Source organism: Campylobacter showae (assembly GCF_963515975.1).
GTDB lineage: Bacteria > Campylobacterota > Campylobacteria > Campylobacterales > Campylobacteraceae > Campylobacter_A > Campylobacter_A showae_F.
In genome coordinates this window covers 20916-42402 of the sequence record NZ_CAUPZM010000002.1, presented here as the reverse complement: position 1 = coordinate 42402, position 21487 = coordinate 20916, and the positions used below count along the sequence as shown (strand labels likewise).

Annotated in this window: 19 protein-coding genes; 9 read left to right on the top strand and 10 right to left on the bottom strand. The window is 46.6% G+C overall.

The features are described 5' to 3' along the window. The first annotated feature begins 31 nt into the window (after positions 1–31). The 6 genes from RWM02_RS00990 to RWM02_RS00965 all read left to right on the top strand — a co-directional run bounded on the left by RWM02_RS00990 (position 32) and on the right by RWM02_RS00965 (position 5519). Positions 32–988 (top strand): methionine ABC transporter ATP-binding protein, encoded by a 957-nt coding sequence (locus RWM02_RS00990; protein WP_314068505.1) that lies wholly within the window; start codon positions 32–34, stop codon positions 986–988. Then, positions 988–1662: a methionine ABC transporter permease gene (locus RWM02_RS00985; RefSeq protein ID WP_039895157.1), complete on the top strand. Its 675-nt coding sequence runs from the start codon at positions 988–990 to the stop codon at positions 1660–1662. Before RWM02_RS00990 ends, RWM02_RS00985 begins: the two co-directional genes overlap by 1 nt. Before the next feature lie 256 nt (positions 1663–1918). Then, positions 1919–2692 (top strand): MetQ/NlpA family ABC transporter substrate-binding protein, encoded by a 774-nt coding sequence (locus tag RWM02_RS00980; RefSeq protein ID WP_314068503.1) that lies wholly within the window; start codon positions 1919–1921, stop codon positions 2690–2692. Between the two features lie 151 nt (positions 2693–2843). Beyond that, entirely contained in the window at positions 2844–3617 is a 774-nt protein-coding gene (locus RWM02_RS00975) for a MetQ/NlpA family ABC transporter substrate-binding protein (RefSeq protein WP_314068501.1), read from the top strand. A 187-nt stretch (positions 3618–3804) separates the two neighbouring features. Next, positions 3805–4584, top strand: coding sequence for a MetQ/NlpA family ABC transporter substrate-binding protein (locus tag RWM02_RS00970; protein WP_002951475.1), 780 nt, complete (start codon positions 3805–3807; stop codon positions 4582–4584). A 308-nt stretch (positions 4585–4892) separates the two neighbouring features. Beyond that, positions 4893–5519: a DedA family protein gene (locus RWM02_RS00965; RefSeq protein WP_314068498.1), complete on the top strand. Its 627-nt coding sequence runs from the start codon at positions 4893–4895 to the stop codon at positions 5517–5519. 194 nt (positions 5520–5713) lie between these two features. Here the strand turns inward: RWM02_RS00965 and RWM02_RS00960 are convergent, their stop codons facing one another. Genes RWM02_RS00960 through RWM02_RS00930 form a run of 7 tightly spaced genes read right to left on the bottom strand, consistent with a single transcriptional unit; the run spans position 5714 to position 13935 of the window. Further along, the gene (locus RWM02_RS00960) at positions 5714–6373 is read right to left on the bottom strand and encodes a nitrogen fixation protein NifR (protein WP_314068496.1); all 660 of its coding nucleotides are present in this window, start codon (positions 6371–6373) and stop codon (positions 5714–5716) included. Positions 6374–6380: 7 nt separating this feature from the next. Then, on the bottom strand, positions 6381–6920 hold the full coding sequence (gene mog, locus RWM02_RS00955; RefSeq protein ID WP_002951483.1) for a molybdopterin adenylyltransferase: 540 nt from the start codon (positions 6918–6920) through the stop codon (positions 6381–6383). A gap of 15 nt (positions 6921–6935) precedes the next feature. Next, positions 6936–8603 carry an ATP-dependent metallopeptidase FtsH/Yme1/Tma family protein gene (locus tag RWM02_RS00950; RefSeq protein WP_314068493.1) on the bottom strand — a complete coding sequence of 556 codons (1668 nt, stop codon included), beginning with the start codon at positions 8601–8603 and terminating at the stop codon, positions 6936–6938. Next, positions 8590–9879 carry a tRNA (N(6)-L-threonylcarbamoyladenosine(37)-C(2))-methylthiotransferase MtaB gene (mtaB, locus tag RWM02_RS00945; RefSeq protein WP_314068491.1) on the bottom strand — a complete coding sequence of 430 codons (1290 nt, stop codon included), beginning with the start codon at positions 9877–9879 and terminating at the stop codon, positions 8590–8592. Before mtaB ends, RWM02_RS00950 begins: the two co-directional genes overlap by 14 nt. Then, complete coding sequence (locus tag RWM02_RS00940) at positions 9869–11464, bottom strand: mechanosensitive ion channel domain-containing protein (RefSeq protein ID WP_314068489.1); 1596 nt, start codon at positions 11462–11464, stop codon at positions 9869–9871. Before RWM02_RS00940 ends, mtaB begins: the two co-directional genes overlap by 11 nt. Further along, a complete protein-coding gene (gene aroB / locus RWM02_RS00935) occupies positions 11461–12498 on the bottom strand; it encodes a 3-dehydroquinate synthase (RefSeq protein ID WP_314068487.1) in 1038 nt (345 codons plus the stop codon). Before aroB ends, RWM02_RS00940 begins: the two co-directional genes overlap by 4 nt. Before the next feature lie 33 nt (positions 12499–12531). After that, positions 12532–13935 (bottom strand): COG3400 family protein, encoded by a 1404-nt coding sequence (locus tag RWM02_RS00930; RefSeq protein ID WP_314068485.1) that lies wholly within the window; start codon positions 13933–13935, stop codon positions 12532–12534. A 35-nt stretch (positions 13936–13970) separates the two neighbouring features. On the opposite strand from RWM02_RS00930, the gene tgt reads away from it, so the two are divergent. Next, entirely contained in the window at positions 13971–15107 is a 1137-nt protein-coding gene (gene tgt / locus RWM02_RS00925) for a tRNA guanosine(34) transglycosylase Tgt (protein ID WP_314068483.1), read from the top strand. A 9-nt stretch (positions 15108–15116) separates the two neighbouring features. Further along, positions 15117–15809, top strand: coding sequence for a CorA family divalent cation transporter (locus tag RWM02_RS00920; protein ID WP_314068481.1), 693 nt, complete (start codon positions 15117–15119; stop codon positions 15807–15809). Positions 15810–15919: 110 nt separating this feature from the next. Here the strand turns inward: RWM02_RS00920 and RWM02_RS00915 are convergent, their stop codons facing one another. From RWM02_RS00915 to RWM02_RS00905, 3 genes are read right to left on the bottom strand one after another with little or no spacing between them, the layout of a single operon-like run. After that, positions 15920–17263 (bottom strand): TolC family protein, encoded by a 1344-nt coding sequence (locus RWM02_RS00915; RefSeq protein ID WP_122873986.1) that lies wholly within the window; start codon positions 17261–17263, stop codon positions 15920–15922. A gap of 1 nt (position 17264) precedes the next feature. After that, complete coding sequence (locus RWM02_RS00910; protein WP_163028062.1) at positions 17265–19193, bottom strand: MacB family efflux pump subunit; 1929 nt, start codon at positions 19191–19193, stop codon at positions 17265–17267. 18 nt (positions 19194–19211) lie between these two features. Further along, on the bottom strand, positions 19212–20423 hold the full coding sequence (locus tag RWM02_RS00905; RefSeq protein ID WP_314068478.1) for an efflux RND transporter periplasmic adaptor subunit: 1212 nt from the start codon (positions 20421–20423) through the stop codon (positions 19212–19214). A gap of 145 nt (positions 20424–20568) precedes the next feature. Between RWM02_RS00905 and RWM02_RS00900 the strand changes: the two genes are divergently transcribed. Then, complete coding sequence (locus RWM02_RS00900; protein WP_314068476.1) at positions 20569–21480, top strand: AEC family transporter; 912 nt, start codon at positions 20569–20571, stop codon at positions 21478–21480. The last annotated feature ends 7 nt before the right edge of the window (positions 21481–21487 follow it).

Genomic DNA, 21487 nt, shown 5'->3' with positions numbered 1-21487 from the left:
CTTCGGCGGAATTACGAACGAGGAAATTTGAGTGATAAAAATAGAAAATTTAAAGAAATTTTACGGAGCGACGCAGATCATAGACGGCGTCAGCCTAACCGTAGAAAAAGGCGAAATTTTCGCCATCGTAGGCCACAGCGGCGCAGGTAAATCCACCCTACTTCGCTGCATAAACGGCCTAGAGGACTATCAAGGCGGCAGCCTAAAGGTATTTGACAAAGAAATCTCGGCGCTAAAAGATAAAGAGCTAAGAGAGCTTAGGCGAGACGTGGGGATGATATTTCAGCACTTTGCGCTGATGGCGAGGAAAACGGCGTTTGAAAACGTCGCTACTCCGCTTAAATTTTGGGGTTACTCAGATAGCGAAATCAAAAAAAGGGTGAGCGAGCTGCTAGAGCTAGTCGGCCTTGCAAACAAAGCCGCAAGCTACCCCGGCGAACTAAGCGGCGGACAAAAGCAGCGCGTCGCCATCGCCCGTGCCCTTGCGCTAAGTCCAAAAATTTTACTCTCCGACGAAGCGACCTCGGCGCTTGATCCAAATACGACGAATTCGATACTCGAGCTTTTAAAGCAAATCAATCAAACGCTAAATATCAGCGTCGTTTTAGTCACGCACGAGATGGAAGTCGTAAAAAGCATCGCGCGCCGCGCAGTGCTGCTAGAAAGCGGCAAGATAATCGGCAGCGGCACGATCGAGGAGTTATTTTTAAAACCCGACGAAAAGATGAAGGAATTCCTCGGCGAGGATGAAATTTTGCCGAGCGAGGGCGTAAATATCAGGCTCTTTTTCCCGAAAGAAGTCGCTCAAAACAGCGTCATCACACACATGGCGCGCACGCTAAATATCGACTTTAACATCGTCTGGGGCAAGCTTGAGAAGCTAAACGAAAACGTACTAGGCTCGCTCGTTATAAACGTCGATCCTAAAGACGAAGCGCGCGTGACCGAGTACATCAAGCAAAGCGGCGTATTATGGGAGGTGGCGTGATGTTTGGCATAGATTTTTCTAAATTTCCCGACGTTTTCGAGCGTATTTTGCTCCCGGCCATCGGCGAGACGCTTTATATGAGCGTTGTTTCGACGCTTTTAGCGTTTTTGATAGGCTTAGTGCCCGCTATCTTGCTCGTTCTTTCGGCGCAAGACGGCCTAAAGCCAAACAAGCCGCTATTTATCGCGCTTGATATCACGGTAAATACGCTAAGAAGCTTTCCTTTTATCATCCTCATCATCGTGCTTTTCCCGCTCACGCGCCTGATCGTAGGCACCAGTATCGGCACTAGCGCGGCTATCGTTCCGCTTACTATCGGCGCGGCGCCGTTTATCGCTAGGCTCATAGAGAGCGCACTAAAAGAGGTCGATAAAGGCATCATCGAGGCTGCTAGGAGCTTTGGTAGCTCAAATTTTCAGATCATTTTTAAGGTAATGTTCGTAGAGGCACTGCCCGGCATCGTGGCTTCTATCACGCTCACGCTTATCGTCATCATCGGCTTTTCGGCGATGGCGGGCGCGGTCGGCGGCGGCGGACTAGGATCTGTTGCGATAAACTACGGCTACCAGAGATTTCGCCCCGATATCATGCTCTATACCGTAGTGATTTTAATCATAATGGTTCAAATTTTCCAATCATTAGGAAATTTTATTTATAAGATCACAAAGAAATGATTTTTACGTCTGATTTTATTTTCTTTTAAACTTTTTTTGCATAAAATCCCGAAATTAATTTTACAAAGAAAGGATAGAAAATGAAATCAGATGTGTGCGAAATGCGTCGCTTCACTGAACTTAAGTCGTCGAAAGACTAACGCTAAGCGCAAAATTTCTTTTTAAGCGCTTAGTTTCGCTAAGCATTTAAAAAGAAATTTAAGCATCCGCTCATATCCTTTTTTAAATGCTAGCCAAATTTTAAAAAGGATATAAAATGAAAAATCTACTCAAATACTCTCTAGTCGCTCTAAGCCTAACGCTCGCCGCAAACGCAGCCGAGAAAATCGTCGTAGGCGCTACGCCCGTTCCGCATGCTGAAATTTTAGAAGTCGTAAAACCTATCCTTGCAAAAGAGGGCTTTACTCTTGAGATCAAAGAATTTAACGACTACTCTACCCCAAATTTAGCCACCGAGGACGGCGATCTAGACGCCAACTACTTCCAGCACCTACCGTATCTTGAGGAATTTAACAAAAACAAAGGCACTCATCTAGTTAAAACAGTGGGCGTTCACCTCGAGCCTATGGGCGTTTACTCTAAAAAGATAAAAGATATCAAAGAGCTAAAAGACGGTAGTACCGTAGCTATACCAAACGATCCGACAAACGAGAGCCGCGCGCTTGATGTGCTAGCTAGCGCAGGTCTTATCAAGCTAAACGACAACCCTCTAAAAACTCCGCTTGACATCACGGAAAACTCGAAAAAGCTAAAATTTGAAGAGATCGAGACCGCTCAAGTTCCTCGTACGCTAGATGACGTCGCCATCGCCGTTATCAACACGAACTACGCTCTAAACGCCAATCTAAACCCGACCAAAGACGCGCTCGTACTTGAGAGCAAAGATAGCCCGTACACCAACTACGTCGTGGTCAAAGTCGGTAACGAAAACAGCCCGAAAATCAAAGCTCTAGACAAAGCCGTCACGAGCCCGGAGGTAAAGAAATTTATCGAGGAAAAATATAAAGGCGCGATAATCCCGACATTTTAATCAAATTTAACCCCGCCCGCTCAAATTTAGCGGCGCGGGCAAATTTAACGAAACGACGAATCCAAATTTAGTTTAGAGACCGCTCTTAAAACAAAACGGCGTAAAAGCTTTTACCTTTTTAGCGCCGTTTTTATCAAAAAAAGGAATAATAATGAAATTTTCAAAAATACTTCTTGGCGCGCTTTTAGCTAGCGGCCTGTATGCTAACGACAAAACCATCACCGTAGGCGCATCTCCAGTGCCGCACGCAGAGATCTTAGAAGAGGTCGTAAAGCCGATCCTAGAAAAAGAAGGCTACAAGCTCGACGTCAAAATTTTTAACGACTACGTGATACCAAACCTCGCCGTCGAAAACGGCGAACTCGACGCTAACTACTTCCAAGGCCTGCCGTATATGAAGTCGTTTAACAAAGACAAAGGCACTCACATCGTGCCGACCGTGGGCGTTCATGTCGAGCCTATGGGTGCGTATTCTAAAAAGATAAAAAGCCTAGACGAGCTAAAAAACGGCGATATCATCGCTATCTCAAACAATGCCGCAGACTCGACGCGCTCGATAAATTTGCTCGAAAAAGCGGGTATAATCAAAGCCAAAGAGGGCGAATACAAATCCCCGCTCGATATCATAGAAAATCCGAAAAATCTCAAATTTAAAGAGATGGAGTCCGCGCAGACGCCCCGCTCTCTCGACGACGTCGCGCTAGCATTTATCAACGTAAACTACGCTCTGGACGTAGGCCTCAAACCGACCAAAGATGCGCTAATCCTCGAGGATAAAGATAGCCCGTACACCAACTACGTAGCGACCAAGGCCGGCAACGAAAACAGCCCGAAAATCAAGGCTCTAGATAAAGCCATACTAACTCCCGAGGTTAAAGACTTTATCGTAAAGCGCTACCAAGGCGCGGTGATACCGAGCTTCTGATCGCATCAAATTTGACCGATTTGCCATCGTAAAATTTACTTTAAAAATCGCCATAGGCGCTTTTTGCTTAAATTTAGGGCTCAAATTTGAAAAACCGAAAATAGTCGAGAAAAATCTCCAAAAACAAAACGGCGTAAAAGCTTTTACCTTTTTAGCGCCGTTTTTCAAAATAAAAAAGGAAAATATAATGAAAGTTTTTAAAATTTTAGCAAGTTTGGCACTAGCCTTTAACCTCTACGCAGCAGATAAAGATCACACTATCGTAGTAGCCGTCTCGCCTGTACCTCACGCAGAGATCATGGAGTTTATCAAACCCGTCCTAGCAAAAGAGGGCTACGATCTAGTCATCAAAGAGATAAACGACTATTCGATACCGAATTTAGCGACGCAAGACGGCGATTTAGACGCAAATTTCTTTCAGCACTGGCCGTATCTAAAAAATCACAATGAAACAAAAGGCACGACTCTGATAACCGCCGCGGCGATACATCTTGAGCCGTTGGGCTTTTACTCAAAAAAGATAAAGAGCCTAAGCGAGCTAAAAGACGGCGCCAAAGTCGCGATCGCCTACGATCCTACTAACGGCAACAGAGCGCTAAATATCCTGCAAAAAGCAGGCCTCATCGAGCTAGATAAGAGTGCCGAGCTAGCCACGCCAAAAGACATCGTGAAAAATCCAAAGCGCCTAAATTTCGTCGAGCTTGAGGGCGCGCAGATACCTCGCACGCTAGATGAAGTCGATCTTGCAGCTATAAGCACGAATTTCGTCCTTGATATCGGCATGAATCCTAAAAAAGACTCGCTAGCTATCGAAGGTACCGAAAGCCCGTACGCCAACATCATCGCGGTCAAAGCAGGCAACGAAAATAGCCCGAAAATCAAAGCTCTAGTTAAAGCCGCAACCAGCCCAGAGACAAAGGAATTTATCCTAAAAAGATACGACGGAGCGATCCTGCCCGTGTTTTGATTACGCGCAGCTTGCGTTTTAGCGCAGGCCGAAAGCTTTTGGCCGATTTTAAAGTCGGCCGATAAAATTTGAGTCAAATTTGGGTTTTGGCGTCAAATTTGACTCTCAAACGTGCGCGGTTAAATTTATAACTCAAATTTGACCGCGACGCGCTGTTTTACCCATCCTAAAACTAATCCCAAAAAAAAATGTAAAATTTAATCCCATCTCGCGCACGTCCGTCGCGCCGTCAAATTTGTTTTGCAGCCGTATAAAGCTAAAATTTAACGTAGTTTGCTAAAATCATAGTTTTAAATTTAAGGAGAAAAATGCTAGGCGATTTTATAAATTTTATCGTCCAAACCGTCGGCGAGTGGGGATATGCGGGCATATTTTTGATGATGTTTTTAGAGAGTTCGTTTTTCCCGTTTCCAAGCGAAGTGGCGATGATCCCGGCGGGTTATCTAGCGCATCAGGAACAAATGAGCCTAGTGCTAGCGTGGTGCGCCGGCACGGCAGGTAGCCTCGCAGGAGCCGTGTTTAACTACTATCTATGCTACTTTTTCGGGCGCGAGCTCGTGCTAAAATACGGCAAATACGTCGGCATCACGAAGGTAAAAATGCGAAAATTCGAGGCGTTTTTCAAAAGACACGGCGAGATTTCGACCTTTAACTGCCGCCTGATCCCAGGCATCCGCCAGTACATCAGCCTGCCGGCGGGCCTTGCAAAGATGAATCTTTTTAAATTTAGCCTCTACACGACTCTGGGTGCTGGCATCTGGGTCGCCATACTGCTTGCAGTGGGCTGGTATCTAGGCAAAAACTACGACAAGAGCGCATTTAGCCACATCGTGGTCGCCCTACTAGCCGCAGTCGGCCTTCTCACCGCGCTTTATATTGTTTACGTAAAACGCCTAAGCAAAAAATCAAAAATCGGCGCTAAAGAACTAGAATAACCCGCCGAGCAAGCCGGTAAAGCCGAAATTAAAAATTCGGCTTTACGTTGCGAGGACTACTTTATCAAATTTAACTGCAAAAACATTAAAATTTTAACTTCACCGCTACTAATCAAAATCGGTAAAGCAGTTTTCTGCCTCTCGAATTTACAAAAAATAGCATTTTTTAGAGACTGTATAAATAGTTTATGCGTTTAAATTTTACGCCTTAAAGCAATAAATTTGATTACCTTTAAAGCTTCTTTGGTGAAATTAAAAAATGAAAATTTAGCCATTTTTGCGTCTTTATTTTTCAAATAATACCCGCGCAAATCAAGCGCTAAAAGCGCAACAAGGGAAGGAAACATGTAGATGTTTATTGCGATAAGCACGATACGAAGCGCAATGGTATGCTGTAAAATAGCTTGTAAATTTAAGCTATTTTCGATACTGATATAATAAACGCCGATCACTGCAAAAAGCGCGGCGATGCGTAAAATTTTAGATACGATTTCGTTGCCGAGTTTTGAGATATTTTCACTAACGGCTAGCGATAAAAATAGCCAACAAAGTATCCAAATAACCGCAAAAACCGCGTCTAAAAATAAATTTTCATCGTAACGCTCGCGTACGACTATAGCAAAAGCGGGCGAAAAAATCAGGCTCAAAACAAACCAAAAAAGCGAACGAAACGCAAGCAGGACAAAGCACGTGTAGACAAAAGCGCTAGAGGCAAATAAAAGCCATTCGACCCTAAAAACGAGTGCGAGCCCGTAAACACCGACGCAAAGCACAAATAGGGCGCAAAAGAGCGAGTAGTAGCCCTCAAGCAGCCTCGTAGCCTTTAAATTTATATTTTCAAAAAAGTTTAGCACGCGTGGATCATGAAATTTTCTTTTGTTTCGGGCGAAACACCTTCATCACGCTCTCGTCGGTCTCGATAAATGCGCCGCCGATCAGGTCGATGCAGTACGGAATCGCAGGAAATACGGGCTCTAGGCACTCTCTGATCGCCTTTGGCTGGCCGGGTAAATTTACGATGAGCGCGTGCCCCCTGATGCCTGCGGTTTGGCGCGATAGGATCGCGGTGGGGACGTATTTTAGGCTAGCTGCGCGCATTAGCTCGCCAAAGCCGGGCATCATCTTTTCGCACACGGCTTCGGTTGCCTCAGGCGTCACGTCGCGAGGAGCCGGTCCCGTGCCGCCCGTAGTTAGCACTAGATCGCAGCCTAGCACGTCTATCATATGTTTTAGGCGCTCTTTTATAAGCTCGATCTCGTCAGGGATCACCTCGTAAAAATACTCGCGCTCGCTCGTTATCCAGCCGTCTAAAACCTCTTTTATCGCCGCGCCAGATAGATCGTCGTATTTGCCCTCGCTAGCGCGGTCGCTCAGCGTCAATATGCCTATTTTTGCCTTCATATTTTCTCCTTAAATTTAGTTGTAATACTCTTTGATTATCCTGCCCAGCGCGTCTTTATCGATACTCTCAAAAATCTCGATATGCTCGCTGATGCGCTCTAGCTGAGTTTTCATGCCCACTAAAAACGTTCCGACCTCGGCGTACGCCTCTTGCAGTAGCTCCTCGGCCTCCGCCGCGCTTGGCGTAAAGGTATGCCCCATGCCATACTCAAAGACCATGTTTTGCGCGATCTCGCGGGCCTTTTGGATGTCGGCGTTCGAGTTTGAAAACGTATCGTCTTTGACCATCTTTAGCGCGCTCATACCCGCCAAACAGACCTTGATACGAGCAAACATCTGCGAGCGCGACTCTATCTCTCGCTCTGGACGCATAAACTGCTCCTCGACGAGCGAAATTTTTTCAAATTCTATCCCGAACCAATACGCCGCCAAGGCTTTTGCGCCCTGATAGAGCGCTTGGATGCGCTTTTCCTCGTCGTTGTAGCTTAAAATCCTCTTTTTACCGAGTAGGACTTTGTTTAAAACGCTTTCAAAATCGCTAAATTCGATTATCTCGACGCCGCGTCTTAGCGCGTTTATCGCGGCTTCGTTTACCAGCGTAGAAAGCGCCGCCCCGCTAAAGCCGACGCTAATGCGCGCCACGTCCTGAGCCTCTACGCTCGTGTTTTTATCTTTTAGATAGGATTTTAAAATCTCGACCCTATCGGCAAAATCTGGCATCGAAAGAAAAATTCGTCTATCAAATCGCCCAGAGCGCAGCAACGCCTCGTCTATCATCTCGATGCGGTTGGTCGCAGCGATCACGATGACGCCCGAGTTATCCTCAAAGCCGTCCATTTCGGTAAGTAGCTGATTTAGCGTGGCCTCGCGTTCGTCGTTTCGGTTGCCGCCGCGCACCTTACCAACGGCGTCGATCTCGTCGATAAAGATGATAGAGGGCGCATAGGCTTTAGCCTTTAAAAACAGCTCATGCACGCGTTTTGCGCCCATGCCGACGTAAATTTGCACGAAACTTGCGCCACTTTGGTAAAAAAACGGCACTCCCGCCTCGCCCGCGACGGCCTTTGCTACTAGCGTTTTACCGACTCCGGGAGGCCCAACCATCAGCACGCCTTTTGGCATTTTGATGCCGAATTTTTTATATTTCGTCGGATTTTTTAGAAAATCCACGATCTCGCTTAGCTCAAATTTGACGTCCTTTATACCCGCCACGTCGTCAAATTTGACATTTGAGATAGCAGGAGCAACCGAGCTAGCAGCGATATTGTCGTATTCGTAGACGTTTGCTTTTTGATTTTCGTTTTGAGCGGCTAGTCTTTGTTTTTTAAACCTAGCATAAACCGCAAGCCCCACAAAACAAATAGCTATCAGCGCTAGCACGGCTAAAATTTCATCCAGCACGGGCGTTTCTTTTTTTAGATCGACAGGCACTTTTTGCACCAGAGTGCGCATATCTACGCCGTCTTTTACGATGATATATTTGTTACCGCCTTTAGTAGTGAGCTCCAGTTCGCCGCCGTTTACGGTCGCGCTTGCGATCATGTCGCCCTCTAGCAGCTTTTCATAGCTTTCGTACATTATACTTTTTGGCTGACTTCTACCTACCGCAACGGCTAGCAAAACCGCCAAAATAGCTGTCAAAATCACGATGATCTTTTGTTTATTTAGCTTAAATTTGTGCATAGTCGCCCTCGCTTTTTACTTCAAATTTGTCTATGACCGCCCACTCTTTTAAAATTTGCTTATCCGTTTTGATTTTTACTTTATTATAAAACTGATCGAAACCTTCGTAAAATTCGCCGTTTAGCTGCTCGACGAGTACGTTTAGGCTCCCGCCTTTTTTAGCGTGCTCTTGTCTAAATTTAAAATTATTTTCCGCTACGATTTGCTTTAAAATTTTAAGTCTAGCCTTCGCTACATCGCCGCTAACGTCCACTTTCATATCCGCCGAGTGCGTACCGCTTCGCGGCGAATACGCAAAGCAGTGCAGATGCGTGAGTGGAAATTTTTTAAAATTTACCAGCGCCTCTCTCCAGATCTCCTCGCTCTCGCCCGGATGCCCCACGATATAGTCGGTTCCTAGCGCAAAGCCCATCTCGCTAAGCTCCAGAAACAGTTCCAAATCCCTAAAGGCTTGATTTCGCCGCCTCATAATGCGCAGCATCGCCTCGCTCGTGTGCTGAAGCGCGATGTGCAGATGCCGCTCTAGCCAGCTCTCACGCAAGATCTCGCGAAAGCTCTCGTCTATCTGGCTTGGTTCGATACTACCAAGCCTTATGCGCTTTATGCCGCCTATTTTACCGAGCCTGCCTAGCAAGCGGCCTAGGCTTGAGCCCGTATCCTTACCGTAGCTGCCGATGTTTGTGCCCGTTAGCACTAGCTCGTTATAGCCGTTATAGGCTAAAATTTTGGCCTCTTTTAAAATCGCTTCCTCACCCATACTGCGTGCCTTGCCGCGAACGGCCGGGATGATGCAGTAGCTGCACGCAAAGTCGCAGCCCTCTTGGATTTTGATAAAGGCTTTGGTGTGATTTTCGTAGTTCGTTACGATATTTTTGTCGATACTTTTTAAATTTCCCAGCTCGAAAAACGGATCTTGCGACTTTAGCAGCGCGTTTATATCCTCTTTTTTACTCGCGCCTATAACGCCAAAAACCGAGTTTTTGTTAAACAGCTCTTTGCCCTTGCTCACCGCGCCGCAACCCGTTAGTATGACTCTGGCGCCGCGCTTTTTTATACCGTTTATGTAGCTGCGAGCGCCGCTATCGGCGGAGTTTGTGACCGTGCAGGAGTTTACCACTACGATGTCGGCTTCATTTTCGTCGCTAACGATATCGTAGTCTTTGACGTAGCTTTTCATCAGCTCGGTGTCGTAAATGTTCGTGCGGCAGCCGAAGGTTTTAAAAAAAATCTTTTCTCGGCGCGGCTCTTGCTGGGTCAAATTTGAGTTAGGCTTCATGCTTCTCCTCGCCGCCTTCGCCCATCGGCTTTGACTCGCCTGCTTTTACGCGTCTATCCATGTATAAAGTCTGCGTCGGATAGGCGATCACGATGTCATCGTGGCCAGCTATGGCTTCCATTATCTCCGCACTTATCGTGCTTCGCAAAGATAGCGTGGCAAAGGTGTTTGCCATGTACCAGACCGAAATTTTCACGCCGTAAGGCTCGATAAAGGTAAATACGCGCGGCTCGACGTTCGGGTTTTTTATGCTGTATTGGTTTCGCAGCTTGCTCATTTGTTTTTTGGCGATTTCCGTGTAGCCTTTTGAGTATTTTCGCGCGATATCTTTGATGATGTGAGCGGCTTTTTTGTGATTTGATTCAAAGCTACAAACGACGTCGATACCGTCCCAGACGGTCTTCATGCCGTGGTGCGAGTAGTTTGCGATTAAGTCAGTGAATATATAGTTGTTCGGTACGAATATAATGCGCCCCGCTCTGCGGTTTGAGTTTACGGTGACTATCGTGACGTCCTCGTAAATAGTCATCCTAAGCAGCGAGATATCGATGATATCGCCCACGACGTCCTCCCCGTCTTTGCGCACCTTGATGCGGTCGCCGACGTGAAAACTACCGCCGAAAACCACCACCGTCCAGCCAAGCATACTCATGAACATATCTTTCATCGCAATCGCGATACCGGCAGACGCAAAGCCCAGCACCGTGACGAGATAGGTCACGTTTTCGATATAGGCAAAAAGCAAGATCATGATGATGAGCGTGATGTTTACGAGATTTATAAATTTATTCGCCGTGTAGAGGCGCTCGTTGTCGGTGATCGTCTTTTTGATGATAAATTTGAACAAAAACGAAAGCCCGATCACGACTACGATAAATATACCGATATCAAGCGCCTTTTTCATCTGCGCCTTGATATCCTCGCTAGTGCGGTTTATCGCCTCGTTTACGCGCTTTTCGTATACTCCGTAGGTAGTCTTTGCGATGTCGGCCGCGGCGTTAAATTCCGCTAGCTCCTGCCTAGCCTCGGCAAGCTCCGCTTGAAAGCGCGCATCGTCGCTCAAATTTACGATCTGGGTTAAAATTTGCTCTTTTCTAGCCAGCTCGTCGGTCGTCTTAGAAAGTCCGTCTAGTCGGCGCTTGTACTCGTCTTTTTCGCTTCTTAGCTGCTTTATATGCGAAAAGCCCGAGATCACGGCGACGGGATTGGTTATCTTTTGTAAAATTTCTATCTCGGGAGCCGTTATCATGCTAGAAAACGGCGCTTTTTGAAACTCTCTTAAAAGCTCGATCTGCTCTTTTAGCGTGCTTTGCTTTTTTTGTAGCTCGAGCACTTTTTCGGTATTTTTAGCCTGTTTTTTTATCGCGGCTTCGATTTCGTCGAGCTCCGCGCTTAGCTTTTGAAAGGTGTTGTAGTTTGAGTAGCGAGTCGCCCAAATGTTATCGGCCAGCTCGTCCTCGATAAAGGCCAAAGACGCGTTTAGCTCGGATAGCTGGGCTTCTTTTGTCCCGTTAAAATCGCTAGGTATATCATCTAGCGAATAAGCAAAGAGCGCAAAAAATAAAATAAATAAAATTTTTCTCATTCAAACTCTCTTAAAACGTCCATCACGAGCTCGCGCGGCACGTCTTTTCGTATCTCGTAGTCGCCGATACCTCGCGGCAAGATAAATTTGATCGCTGAGTTTTCCGCCTTTTTATCAAGGAAAAACGCCTCGTAAAAGCTGCTTGCATTTGGCACCTTGTAGCTTATCGGCAGGTCAAATTTAACCAAAAGCTCCGCCACGCGCGCCTTTTGCTCCTCGCTCATGAGGCCTAGCTTCACCGCTAGCGCATTAGCCATATTCATGCCGATCGCCACAGCCTCGCCGTGTAGATATTTTTTATAGTTCGTTTCGTTTTCTATCACGTGAGCGAAGGTATGGCCGTAGTTTAGCACCGCACGCACGCCTTTTTCGCGCTCGTCGGCCTCTACGGCGGCGGCCTTTATCTGCACGCAGCGGTAGATCAAATTTTGCAAATTTGCTTCATCGGTCAAATCTGCGTCCTCCATCCACGAAAATAGTTTTTCGTCAAAGGTTATCGCCATCTTTACGGCCTCTGCAAGGCCCGCCGCAAATTCGCGCTTTTCAAGCGTCTTTAAAAATCCCGTTTCGCAGTAAACGGCGCTAGGTTGATAAAACGAGCCGATTAGATTTTTGCCGAATTTATTATTTACGCCCGTTTTTCCGCCTACGCTCGCATCCACTTGCGCTAGCAAGGTCGTGGGTATGTTTATAAATTTGATCCCGCGCTCGAAAATGCTCGCCGTAAAGCCCGCCATATCGCTCACCACGCCACCGCCAAGCGCGATGATCACGCTGCTGCGGTCAAGGCGGCTAACGAAAAGCTGCTCTAAAATCGCCTCGATAGTTTGCATATTTTTATACTCTTCGCCGTCCGGGACGCTGATAACGAATTTTTGCGGACAATCTATGCGCGAGAGTAAATTTTGCAGATAAAGCCCGCCTACCTTTGCGTTGGTTACGATTGCGACTTTGGCGTCAAATTTAAGCTCTTTTAGCTCGTTTATATAGACGCCATATCCCGGCTTGCCGTCAAATTTTATATCTATTTTCATCTTATTCTCCGCTTTTATTTTATCCAAAATAGCCTAATTTATCGGTATAAAAATCTGATAGTTGTCGCTAAGGCGCGCGTATAGGCGGTTCATATCGTTTGAAAACGCCGCAAAGGCGTCTTTTTTGCTGATCTTTTTCGTAAAAGGCACGAACTGAAGTAAATTTTGCTCGTTTTTTAGCTTTAAAATAGGATTTATATTTCTATCCTCGACTATCTCGACCTTACGTCCGAAAATTTTAGAAAGGCTATCAAAATGCTCCTCCGCGCCCTCGCCGCCGCTAAGCGCGCCGAAGTGATATAGCGAGATTTGCGTATCTAGCTGCGCGCAGCAGTCCATGATGACGGCTGATTGGTTTTCTATCTCGTCGCCAAAACCGCTACTTAGTATCACGCCTTTTTTTATCTCATCCGCGTCGCCTCGGCCGATAGTCGCTACCGGTCTTTTAAGCTCAAAAAGCATCCTTTTATGAGTTGAGAAAAATTTATTATCGGTTACTATTAACCCGACGTCGTTTTTAAATACGTCGTCTTTTATCTGTTCTACGCCGCGGCCGAAAAAATCAAACGTTACCGCAACCCTCTCGTCTCCGACCGATTTTAGCTTCTCGTAGGCTAAATTTAACGTCGGATTTACGACCTTGACGTAGAGGCGTTTGCTATTTAGCTTTTCGTGCAGTTTTAGGCTCTGTTCTAGCAGCCGTAAACAAGCCTCTTCGCCCATAGCGCGCATATCTAAAAACAGATAAGTGTTATGTCCAAATGGGTTTGGAAACTGCCCCGTTTCTTTTTTCACGCTTCTAAATACGCTTAAAAGCACGCTAGGTTCGCCCACTATCAGCAAAACGTCGTTTGGCAGGATCATTAAATTTGGCTTTGCGATCATGAAATTTGAGCCGCGATAAACCATCGCGATGCGCCATTTTTTCTGCGTTATGGAGCTGATATGGCGGTACATAAAGGAGCTTCCTACGGGTACTTTGACTTCCATTATTTCGCCTTGTCCAAGCCCCACGTTATCGGCTACTACGGGGATATCTGGCAAATAATCCATGAGCCTGGCCGTCACGATACCTCGCCCGTCTAAAACCGTCAGGTGCGAGTCGTCCTCCAGCCCGCCTAGCCCCCAAAGATCAAGCATCAAAATTTCCGTTTTTTTACTGATTTGACGCAGATTGTTATAGACGCTAAGCGTCTCAAAGCCGTCTTTTTGCATTATCATAAACTGGCTAAAATAGCCGCTGACTACCTGCTTAAGACGGTCAAAACTCGTCGGGTCAAAGCGGTAAAAGGTAAAATTTTCTAAATTTTTCCCTCCCAAAATCTCCTCGTCCATAGCGATAACCGTGTAGTGATGAGCGTTATTTCGCGCTACGAATAGTCTTTCTAAGAAATATTTAGCTACAATGCCGTCCGCAACTATCAAGATATTTTTCATTAAAACTCCAAATTTAAAGGGACTATTATATCAAAATGACTTTTAGTATAGATAAAACGGACGGCGCGGCGCGCGCGGGCACGCTAATCACCGCTCACTCGACGATCAAAACGCCCGTGTTTATGCCTGTTGGTACCGTAGGCGCCGTAAAGAGCCTAGACGCGGTGGATATGATGCAGATTTTGGACGCCCAAATCATCCTCGGCAACACCTATCACCTCTACTTGCGTCCTAGCAGCAAGGTCGTAAAAGAGCTTGGCGGCCTGCACGGCTTTACTAAATTTAACCGCTCGTTTTTAACAGATAGCGGCGGCTTTCAGGCATTTTCTCTGAGCAAGATCTCAAAGCCCGACGAAAACGGTATCAAATTTAAAAGCCACATCGACGGCAGCGCGCACTATTTCACGCCGCGCTCGGTGCTAGATACCCAGTACGACCTAAACTCCGACATCATGATGATCCTTGACGATCTAGTCGCGCTTCCCGCTGAGAAAAAGCGCGTGGAGCTGAGCATAAAACGCACGATAAAATGGGCGCGCGAGGCGATAGATTATCATAAATTTAAGCAAAATAAAGGCGAAGGGCTCACGCAAAATATATTCGGGATAATCCAAGGCGGCACGGACGAGGCGGCGCGCAAATTTTGCGCCGAAGCGCTGTGCGAGATGCCCTTTGACGGGCTTGCTATCGGGGGTCTTAGCGTAGGCGAAAGCAACCAAGAGATGTACGACACCGTACAGGCCGTGATGCCCTACATCGACGCGGCGCGTCCGCGCTATCTCATGGGCGTAGGCACTCCCGAAGACCTCATAGAAAACGTAGCTCGCGGCGTGGATATGTTTGACTGCGTGATGCCGACGCGAAACGCGCGCAACGGCACGCTGTTTACGAGTTTCGGTAAGATAAATATCAAGTCTGCGAGATTTGCCACCGACCGCGCTCCGATAGATCCCCAGTGCGACTGTTACGCGTGCCGCAACTACTCGCGCGCCTATATTAGCCACCTATACCGCGCGGGCGAGCTGACGTTTTTCCGTTTGGCGAGCCTACACAACTTGCATTATTATCTAAATTTGATGCGGCAGATGAGAGAAGCGATAATGGCCGGCGAATTTGAAAAATTTAGGCGAAATTTCTACGCCAAACGCGGTAAAGACGCACTGGGCATATAAGGCAAAACGGTGAGCGAGCGCGATATCTCGGGGTACTTTTACGGCGAGGAGTGCGAGTACGTCTATCTCGTAACGGACGGCAGCGAACAAAACTACAAATTTATCTTTAAAGACGACAAAATTTACACCCAAGACGGCAGCCAGAGCGGCACGGATGAGTTTATCCGCGTAGTAAAAAAGATAACGAGCGAGTTTCGCGCCAAGATCGCCGAGCACTCCGCCCAGCTTGAAAGCTACGAGAAAATTTACGCGGGCAAGAGGGATTTTACTAAATTTATCAAAAAGCACGCGATTTTAAAATACGAAATACGCAAATTTCAAAACAAAATTTCGCACTTTTACGAGGCTCTGGCGATCTGTCAAAACGAAAGACCCGAGCTTAAAAAACAGCTCAAAAACTACGTCTACGAAGCCGGCGTGCTAAAAAACGCAGCCTGCGAAAACGCCGCCAGGATAGACGATATCTACGCGCATATACAAAGCCTAAAAAACGACAAAATAAACCGAAATATCTATATCCTGACGCTACTTTCGGCGCTATTTTTGCCGCTAAATTTTATCACGGGATTTTTCGGGATGAATACGAACGGGATGTTTTTAAACGGCTTTCAAAACGGCACGGCGATCGTCGCTGGATCTATGCTTGCACTTTTTGCGACGCTAGCGGGGCTATTTTATTTTCTAGGCAAACGGCGCGAGTAAATTTGCAAGGTCATTTGACGGCTAGCTAAATTTAACTAGCCGTCAAATTCGCCGCAAATTTAACGCACTCCAAGCCAAAACCGCAAATCAGGCGCAAGACATAATCAAATTTACTCCGCTTTTCCCGCCGCCGCTTTATAGATACCGATTTCGTCTTGCAAAATTTTATATTTTTGCGCAAGTAGGCTGGTCCAGCCTTCAAGCAGCGAATTTTGCGCCTCCAGATAGTTTTTTAGCTCGGTTTTGCCGTAGTCGTATTTGAGTTTATATATGTCGCTGATAGAGCTTAGATTTCGCAAATTTTCGTTTAAATTTCGCAAAACCGCTTCATCTTTTTGCAGGTTTTTATAGCCAGCGTCGATCTCGTTTAGCGCGGTAGTTAGCGTCTGCGCGTAGTTTAGCTTCATCGTCTCAAACTCTAGCTCGGAGATTTTTAGCTTTGATTTAAGCTTAGAGTAGTTTAAAAACGGCAAATTTATCGCGATATTTCCGCTTAAGAAATTTAGCTTAAGCCCCTCGCTCACGCTATCTCCGCTACCGCTAAGCCCTGCGCCTACCGTGATGCTTGGATAGAAGTTTTTTTCGCTAACCTTAACCCCTAAAAGCGCCTCTTTGATACGCGAAATCGCGGCTTGCAAATCAGGACGCGCACCGATAACGTAAATCGGCACGTTTAAATTTACGCCCTGCGGCTGGATATCGCTAAAATTTCCGCTCAAATTTAAATCAAACTCGGGCCTAACGTTTAGCAGATTTCTTAGCGTTTTTTCCGCCTCGTCAAGACTCTTGCTCGCGTTTAAAATTCTATTTTTAGCCGAGATTACCGAGCTTTTTATTTGCTTTAGGCTTAGCTCTTCTTCTTTGCCGAGCTCAAATTTAGCCTTTACGATAGCTTCTAGCTCTTCGTAGTTTTTTAGCGTCTTTTCGTATAGATTTATGCTCTCTTTTTGATATTTTGCTTCAAAATACGCGTCCGCGACGGAGTTAATGAGCGCGATTCTGGCGGCCTCTAGGTCGTATTTAGTCGCATTTGCCTCCCACATGGCGGAGTCTGCGGAGTTTGCGAGCTTGCGCCACAGATCGATCTCGTAGCTTAGCGAGATGCCGCTTTTATAGCTCTCGCTCCAGCTACCGCCCGTTTTTATATTTTTACCCGTTTCCGCGCCCAAATTTGCGTTAAAGCTAGGCACGAGATCAGCCTGCAAGACGCCTGCTTGAGCTAGGGCTTTATTTACCGCGATGGCTGATTTTGCCAGATCGATATTATTTTTTAGCGCAAGGCCGATTAGCTCGTTTAGGCGCGCTTCGCCGTAGCCCGTCCACCACTCGCGGTTTATTTTTATATCGGCGCTTGCGTCCTCTTTTAACAAAATTTGCTCGTAGTTTTCGTTTATCTGCGTTACAGCGCAGCCGCCGAGCAAAAAGGCGGCTAGGATTATGGAGATTTTTTTCATTTTATTCCCTTGTTAGAGCGTCGATCGGATTTAGTTTTGAGGCGCTGCGAGCCGGCATGTAGCCAAATATCACGCCTATCGCGCTAGAAACCACAAGCGCTACCACGATAGAAGTCTGCGAAAATATCATCTTGACGCCGGGCGCGAAATTTTCCGCTAGATAGCCGATGCCAAATGCTGTCCCGACGCCGATTAGTCCGCCGATGAGACACAGTAGCACCGCCTCGATCAAAAACTGCTCGAGGATATTTCCTTGACGCGCGCCGATCGCCATCCTGATGCCGATTTCCTTGGTGCGCTCGGTTACGGAGACTAGCATGATGTTCATCACGCCGATACCGCCCACTAGCAGCGAGATAAAAGCGATACAAGAGATCAGTAGCGTCATGGTTCTAGTAGTCTCCTCGATCGTTTTTTTGATCGTGTCGGAGTTTCTGGTGAAAAAGTCTTTTTTGCCGTGCTTTGCGGTTAAAATTTCAGTTAAACTCTGCTCGGCGATTTGCGCGTTTACGTTATCTTTTACCTTAACCGTGATAGATGATAGATGCCTATCGCCCGTTAGTTTGTTTATAACCGCGGTATATGTAGAAAACGTGCGCAGAGTGCTGGAGTCTGCGAACATATTGTCGTTTTTTGCCACTACGCCGATGATTTTAAAGGGGCGTTTGTTAAAAAGCACGGTCTTGCCTAACGGATCTTCGTCTGCGAAAAACTGCTCTCTAGTTGGCTGATCTATCACGATTACAGACGCCGACTCTGCGACCTCTTGGGCGGTAAATACCCGCCCGGCCTCGACCTTGTAGCCCATGACGTTTAGGCTCTCCTCGCTGCCGCCCCTAATCGTAGCCGAGGCTGATTTGTTACCGTAGGTGAGCGTGCCGCTAGCAGAGGCGTTTGGCGTGACGCTATCTAGATAGTCTTGCTTAGATAGCATTGCCGCGTCGCTAACGGTCAAATTTTTCACCCGCTCCGAGCGCATATCGCCAAAACCCTTGCCGTTTAGGATATCGATCGTGTTCGTTCCGATACCGCGGATATCCGAGAGGATCTGCTCTTGCGAGCCCTGCCCAAGCGCTACGACGCAGATAACCGAAGTGATGCCGATGATGATGCCAAGCATCGTTAGCGCCGAGCGAAGTTTGTGGCTAAGTATCGCGTTTATCGACATTTTAAAGCTCTCGATAAACTGATCTTTATAAAAGCTAAAGATATTTTTTTGCTTCGGCGACGGTTTTTCGGATGCGAAAATTTCCTCGCTTTTTACCGTATCGCTCAAAATTTTACCGTCTTTTATCTCGATGACGCGGTTTGCGTATGCGGCTATATTTGGGTCGTGCGTGACGATGATGATAGTGTGACCTTGTTTGTGCAAATTCGTTAAAATTTCCATCACCATGAGGCCGCTTTTGCTATCTAGCGCGCCAGTAGGCTCGTCTGCTAGGATGATCTCGCCGCCGTTTATGAGCGCTCTAGCGATCGAGACTCGCTGTTGCTGCCCGCCGCTAAGTTTGCTAGGCAAATTTTGCAGCTTTTTGCCAAGCCCCAAACCTTCTAAAAGCTCGCCGGCCTTTTTCTCGCGCTCTTTTTTAGAAACACCCGCATACACGCTAGGCAAAGCCACGTTTTGCAGCGTAGTTAGAGTAGATAGAAGGTTATAGCGCTGAAATATAAAGCCGAATTTTTCTCTGCGCAGACGCGCTAGCTCGTCGCCTTCAAATTTAGATATGTCGCGCTCTTCTAGCAGATACTGCCCGCCGCTTGGGTTGTCTAGGCAGCCAAGGATGTTCATGAGCGTAGATTTTCCCGAGCCGCTTTGACCGATGATAGCGATAAACTCGCCCTTTTTTATGGTTAAATTTACGTCCTTTAGCGCGTCAAATACGTTATCGCCGAGTTTAAATTTCTTGCTTAAATTTTTAAGTTCTATCAAATTTTTCAAGACGTCGCCTTAGAACTTCATTCTTCTTTTTTCTTTTTCGAGCATTTCGCTGATTTCAGCCGCCGAATTTTGCTTCGTTACGACCTCCTCGCCCTCCTCTACTCCGCTTAAAATTTGAGTTTTTAGGCTATCGATTAGTCCCGTTTGCACCTCTCTTCGCTCCGCTGTTTCTAGCCCGTTTTTGTCTCTTTTTAGCACGTAGACTACGCTTTTGCCCTCTTCATTTTTGACCGCTATTGAGGGCACTATGACGGCGTCTTTAGCGCTATCTAGGATGACGGTATTTTGCGTGGTCATACCGATCCTTAGCGTGCCATCGGCATTATCCACGATAGCCTTGGCGTAGTAGTAAATCGCCGAACTACTCGAGCTTGAGGCGGTCGAGCCGGAGCTTGTGGTAGTGGTGTATTTGCCGTTGCTTAGCGTGGTTAGGCCCGGGTCTATCGAGCTAATACGCGCGTGAAATTTACGATTCGGCTCGGAGAGTATCGAGTACTCGACCCTTGAGCCTACTTTTATCTTCGTGATGTCGCCCTCAGCGATCTCCATTTTTAGCTGAACTTTGCTTAGATCGGCGATATTTACGATGGTTGGCGTGGTTTGGTTTGAGTTTACGGTTTGCCCCTCCTCGACTTGCACGGAGACCACGACGCCGCCTTTTGGAGCGGTGATTTTAGTGTAGCCAAGATCTATCTGAGCGGTGTTTAGAGAGATTTTAGCCTGCACGATTTGCGCTTCGATCTCTTTTAGCGAGGCTTCGTTTGCGGCTAGGGTATTTTTAGCGTTTTCAAACTCCTCTTTTGAGGTTGCGTTTTTAGCAAAAAGCTCTTGCTCGCGCTTAAATTTGGTCTTTGAAATCTCAAGTGCGACTTTGGCCGAATTTAACTTTGCTTCGTAAATTCCAAGCTGCGCTTTTTTGGTATCTACGTTATTTTGCTGAGTCGCAGAGTCGATTTCTGCTATCATATCGCCGGCTTTTACGACGTCGCCGAGCTTTACGTAGAGCTTTTTGATCTGGCCGCCGACTTGCGCGCCCACGTCGATTAGCTCAGTAGCGTAGATCTCGCCGTTGCTTTCGATACTTTTTACTAGCTCGCCGCGAACGGCTTTTGAGGTGATAAACTGATCGACTTGCGGGACGTTAAAATTTTTATCGTAGAAGTAGTAACCAACCCCCGCTAACACGGCGAAAACCGCGATAAATTTGATAAGTTTTTTCATTATTTCTCGCTTTTTAAAATTTAACGCGAGATTATATACAAAAATGCGTTAAGGCGATGTTAAGTAATTCAATTAAATTTTATTTTTCTTTAATGCGAGCCGCCGTATAATCGCATTTTTAAAATTTATAACTCGGATTACGCAAATGTTTACGCAATTATTATCCATTTTTATCATTATCGCTTCGGGCTACGGGGCGAAAAAATTTAAAGTCTTCGAACAAAAAAACGCCTCCGTATTCATAAACTACGCGCTTTGCTTCGCTCTTCCGGCGCTGATTTTCGATAAAATTTACCACGTAAACATCGACACCACGCTCATTAACGTCATCGCCACGGGTTTTGCTTGTTCGATGCTTGGCGCTGCGGCGATATTTTTGGCATGCAGATTTTTAAAATTTAACAAAGCCACAACCGTGAGCGCCGTGCTGCTAGGAATGTTTGGAAACACCGTATTTATGGGTATGCCTATCATTAAGGGCTTTTTCGGCGAGGACGCGATGAACGAAGTTATCTTTTACGATCAGTTAGCCACCTCGATCCCGATTAGCATTTTTGGGCCTTTTATCCTGGCTTTCGGCGCTCCGGCGAAGGTTTCGCTCGTGCAAAACGTGATGAAAGTGATCAAATTTCCCCCATTCGTCGCGCTTATTTTGGGCTTTTTGCTCCGCGGCGTTCCGCTTCCAAAGGTGCTATTTGACGCGCTTACGCTCTTTGCGCAAAGCGTAGTTCCGGTAGCTCTTTTTGCGATCGGCATCGGACTTGGATTTAGGAGCATCAAGAGTTGCTATAAATCAACCACAGTGGTAATCGCAGGCAAGATGCTCGTCGCGCCGTTTTTATTCATACTCGTTACGATGATTTTTGGCGTAGAGTTCGGCCAAACCTGGATGATCGGCATCTTGCAGTGCGCCATGCCGCCGATGGTGCTAGCAAGCGCGATGATCATGAAAGCAGAACTTGATAGCCAGCTAGCCGTAGCCGCAGTGGCCGTCGGAGTCGCGTTTAGCTTTGTTAGCCTGCCGCTTTTATCGTACGTTTTTAGCTTGATGGCTTAAATTTTAC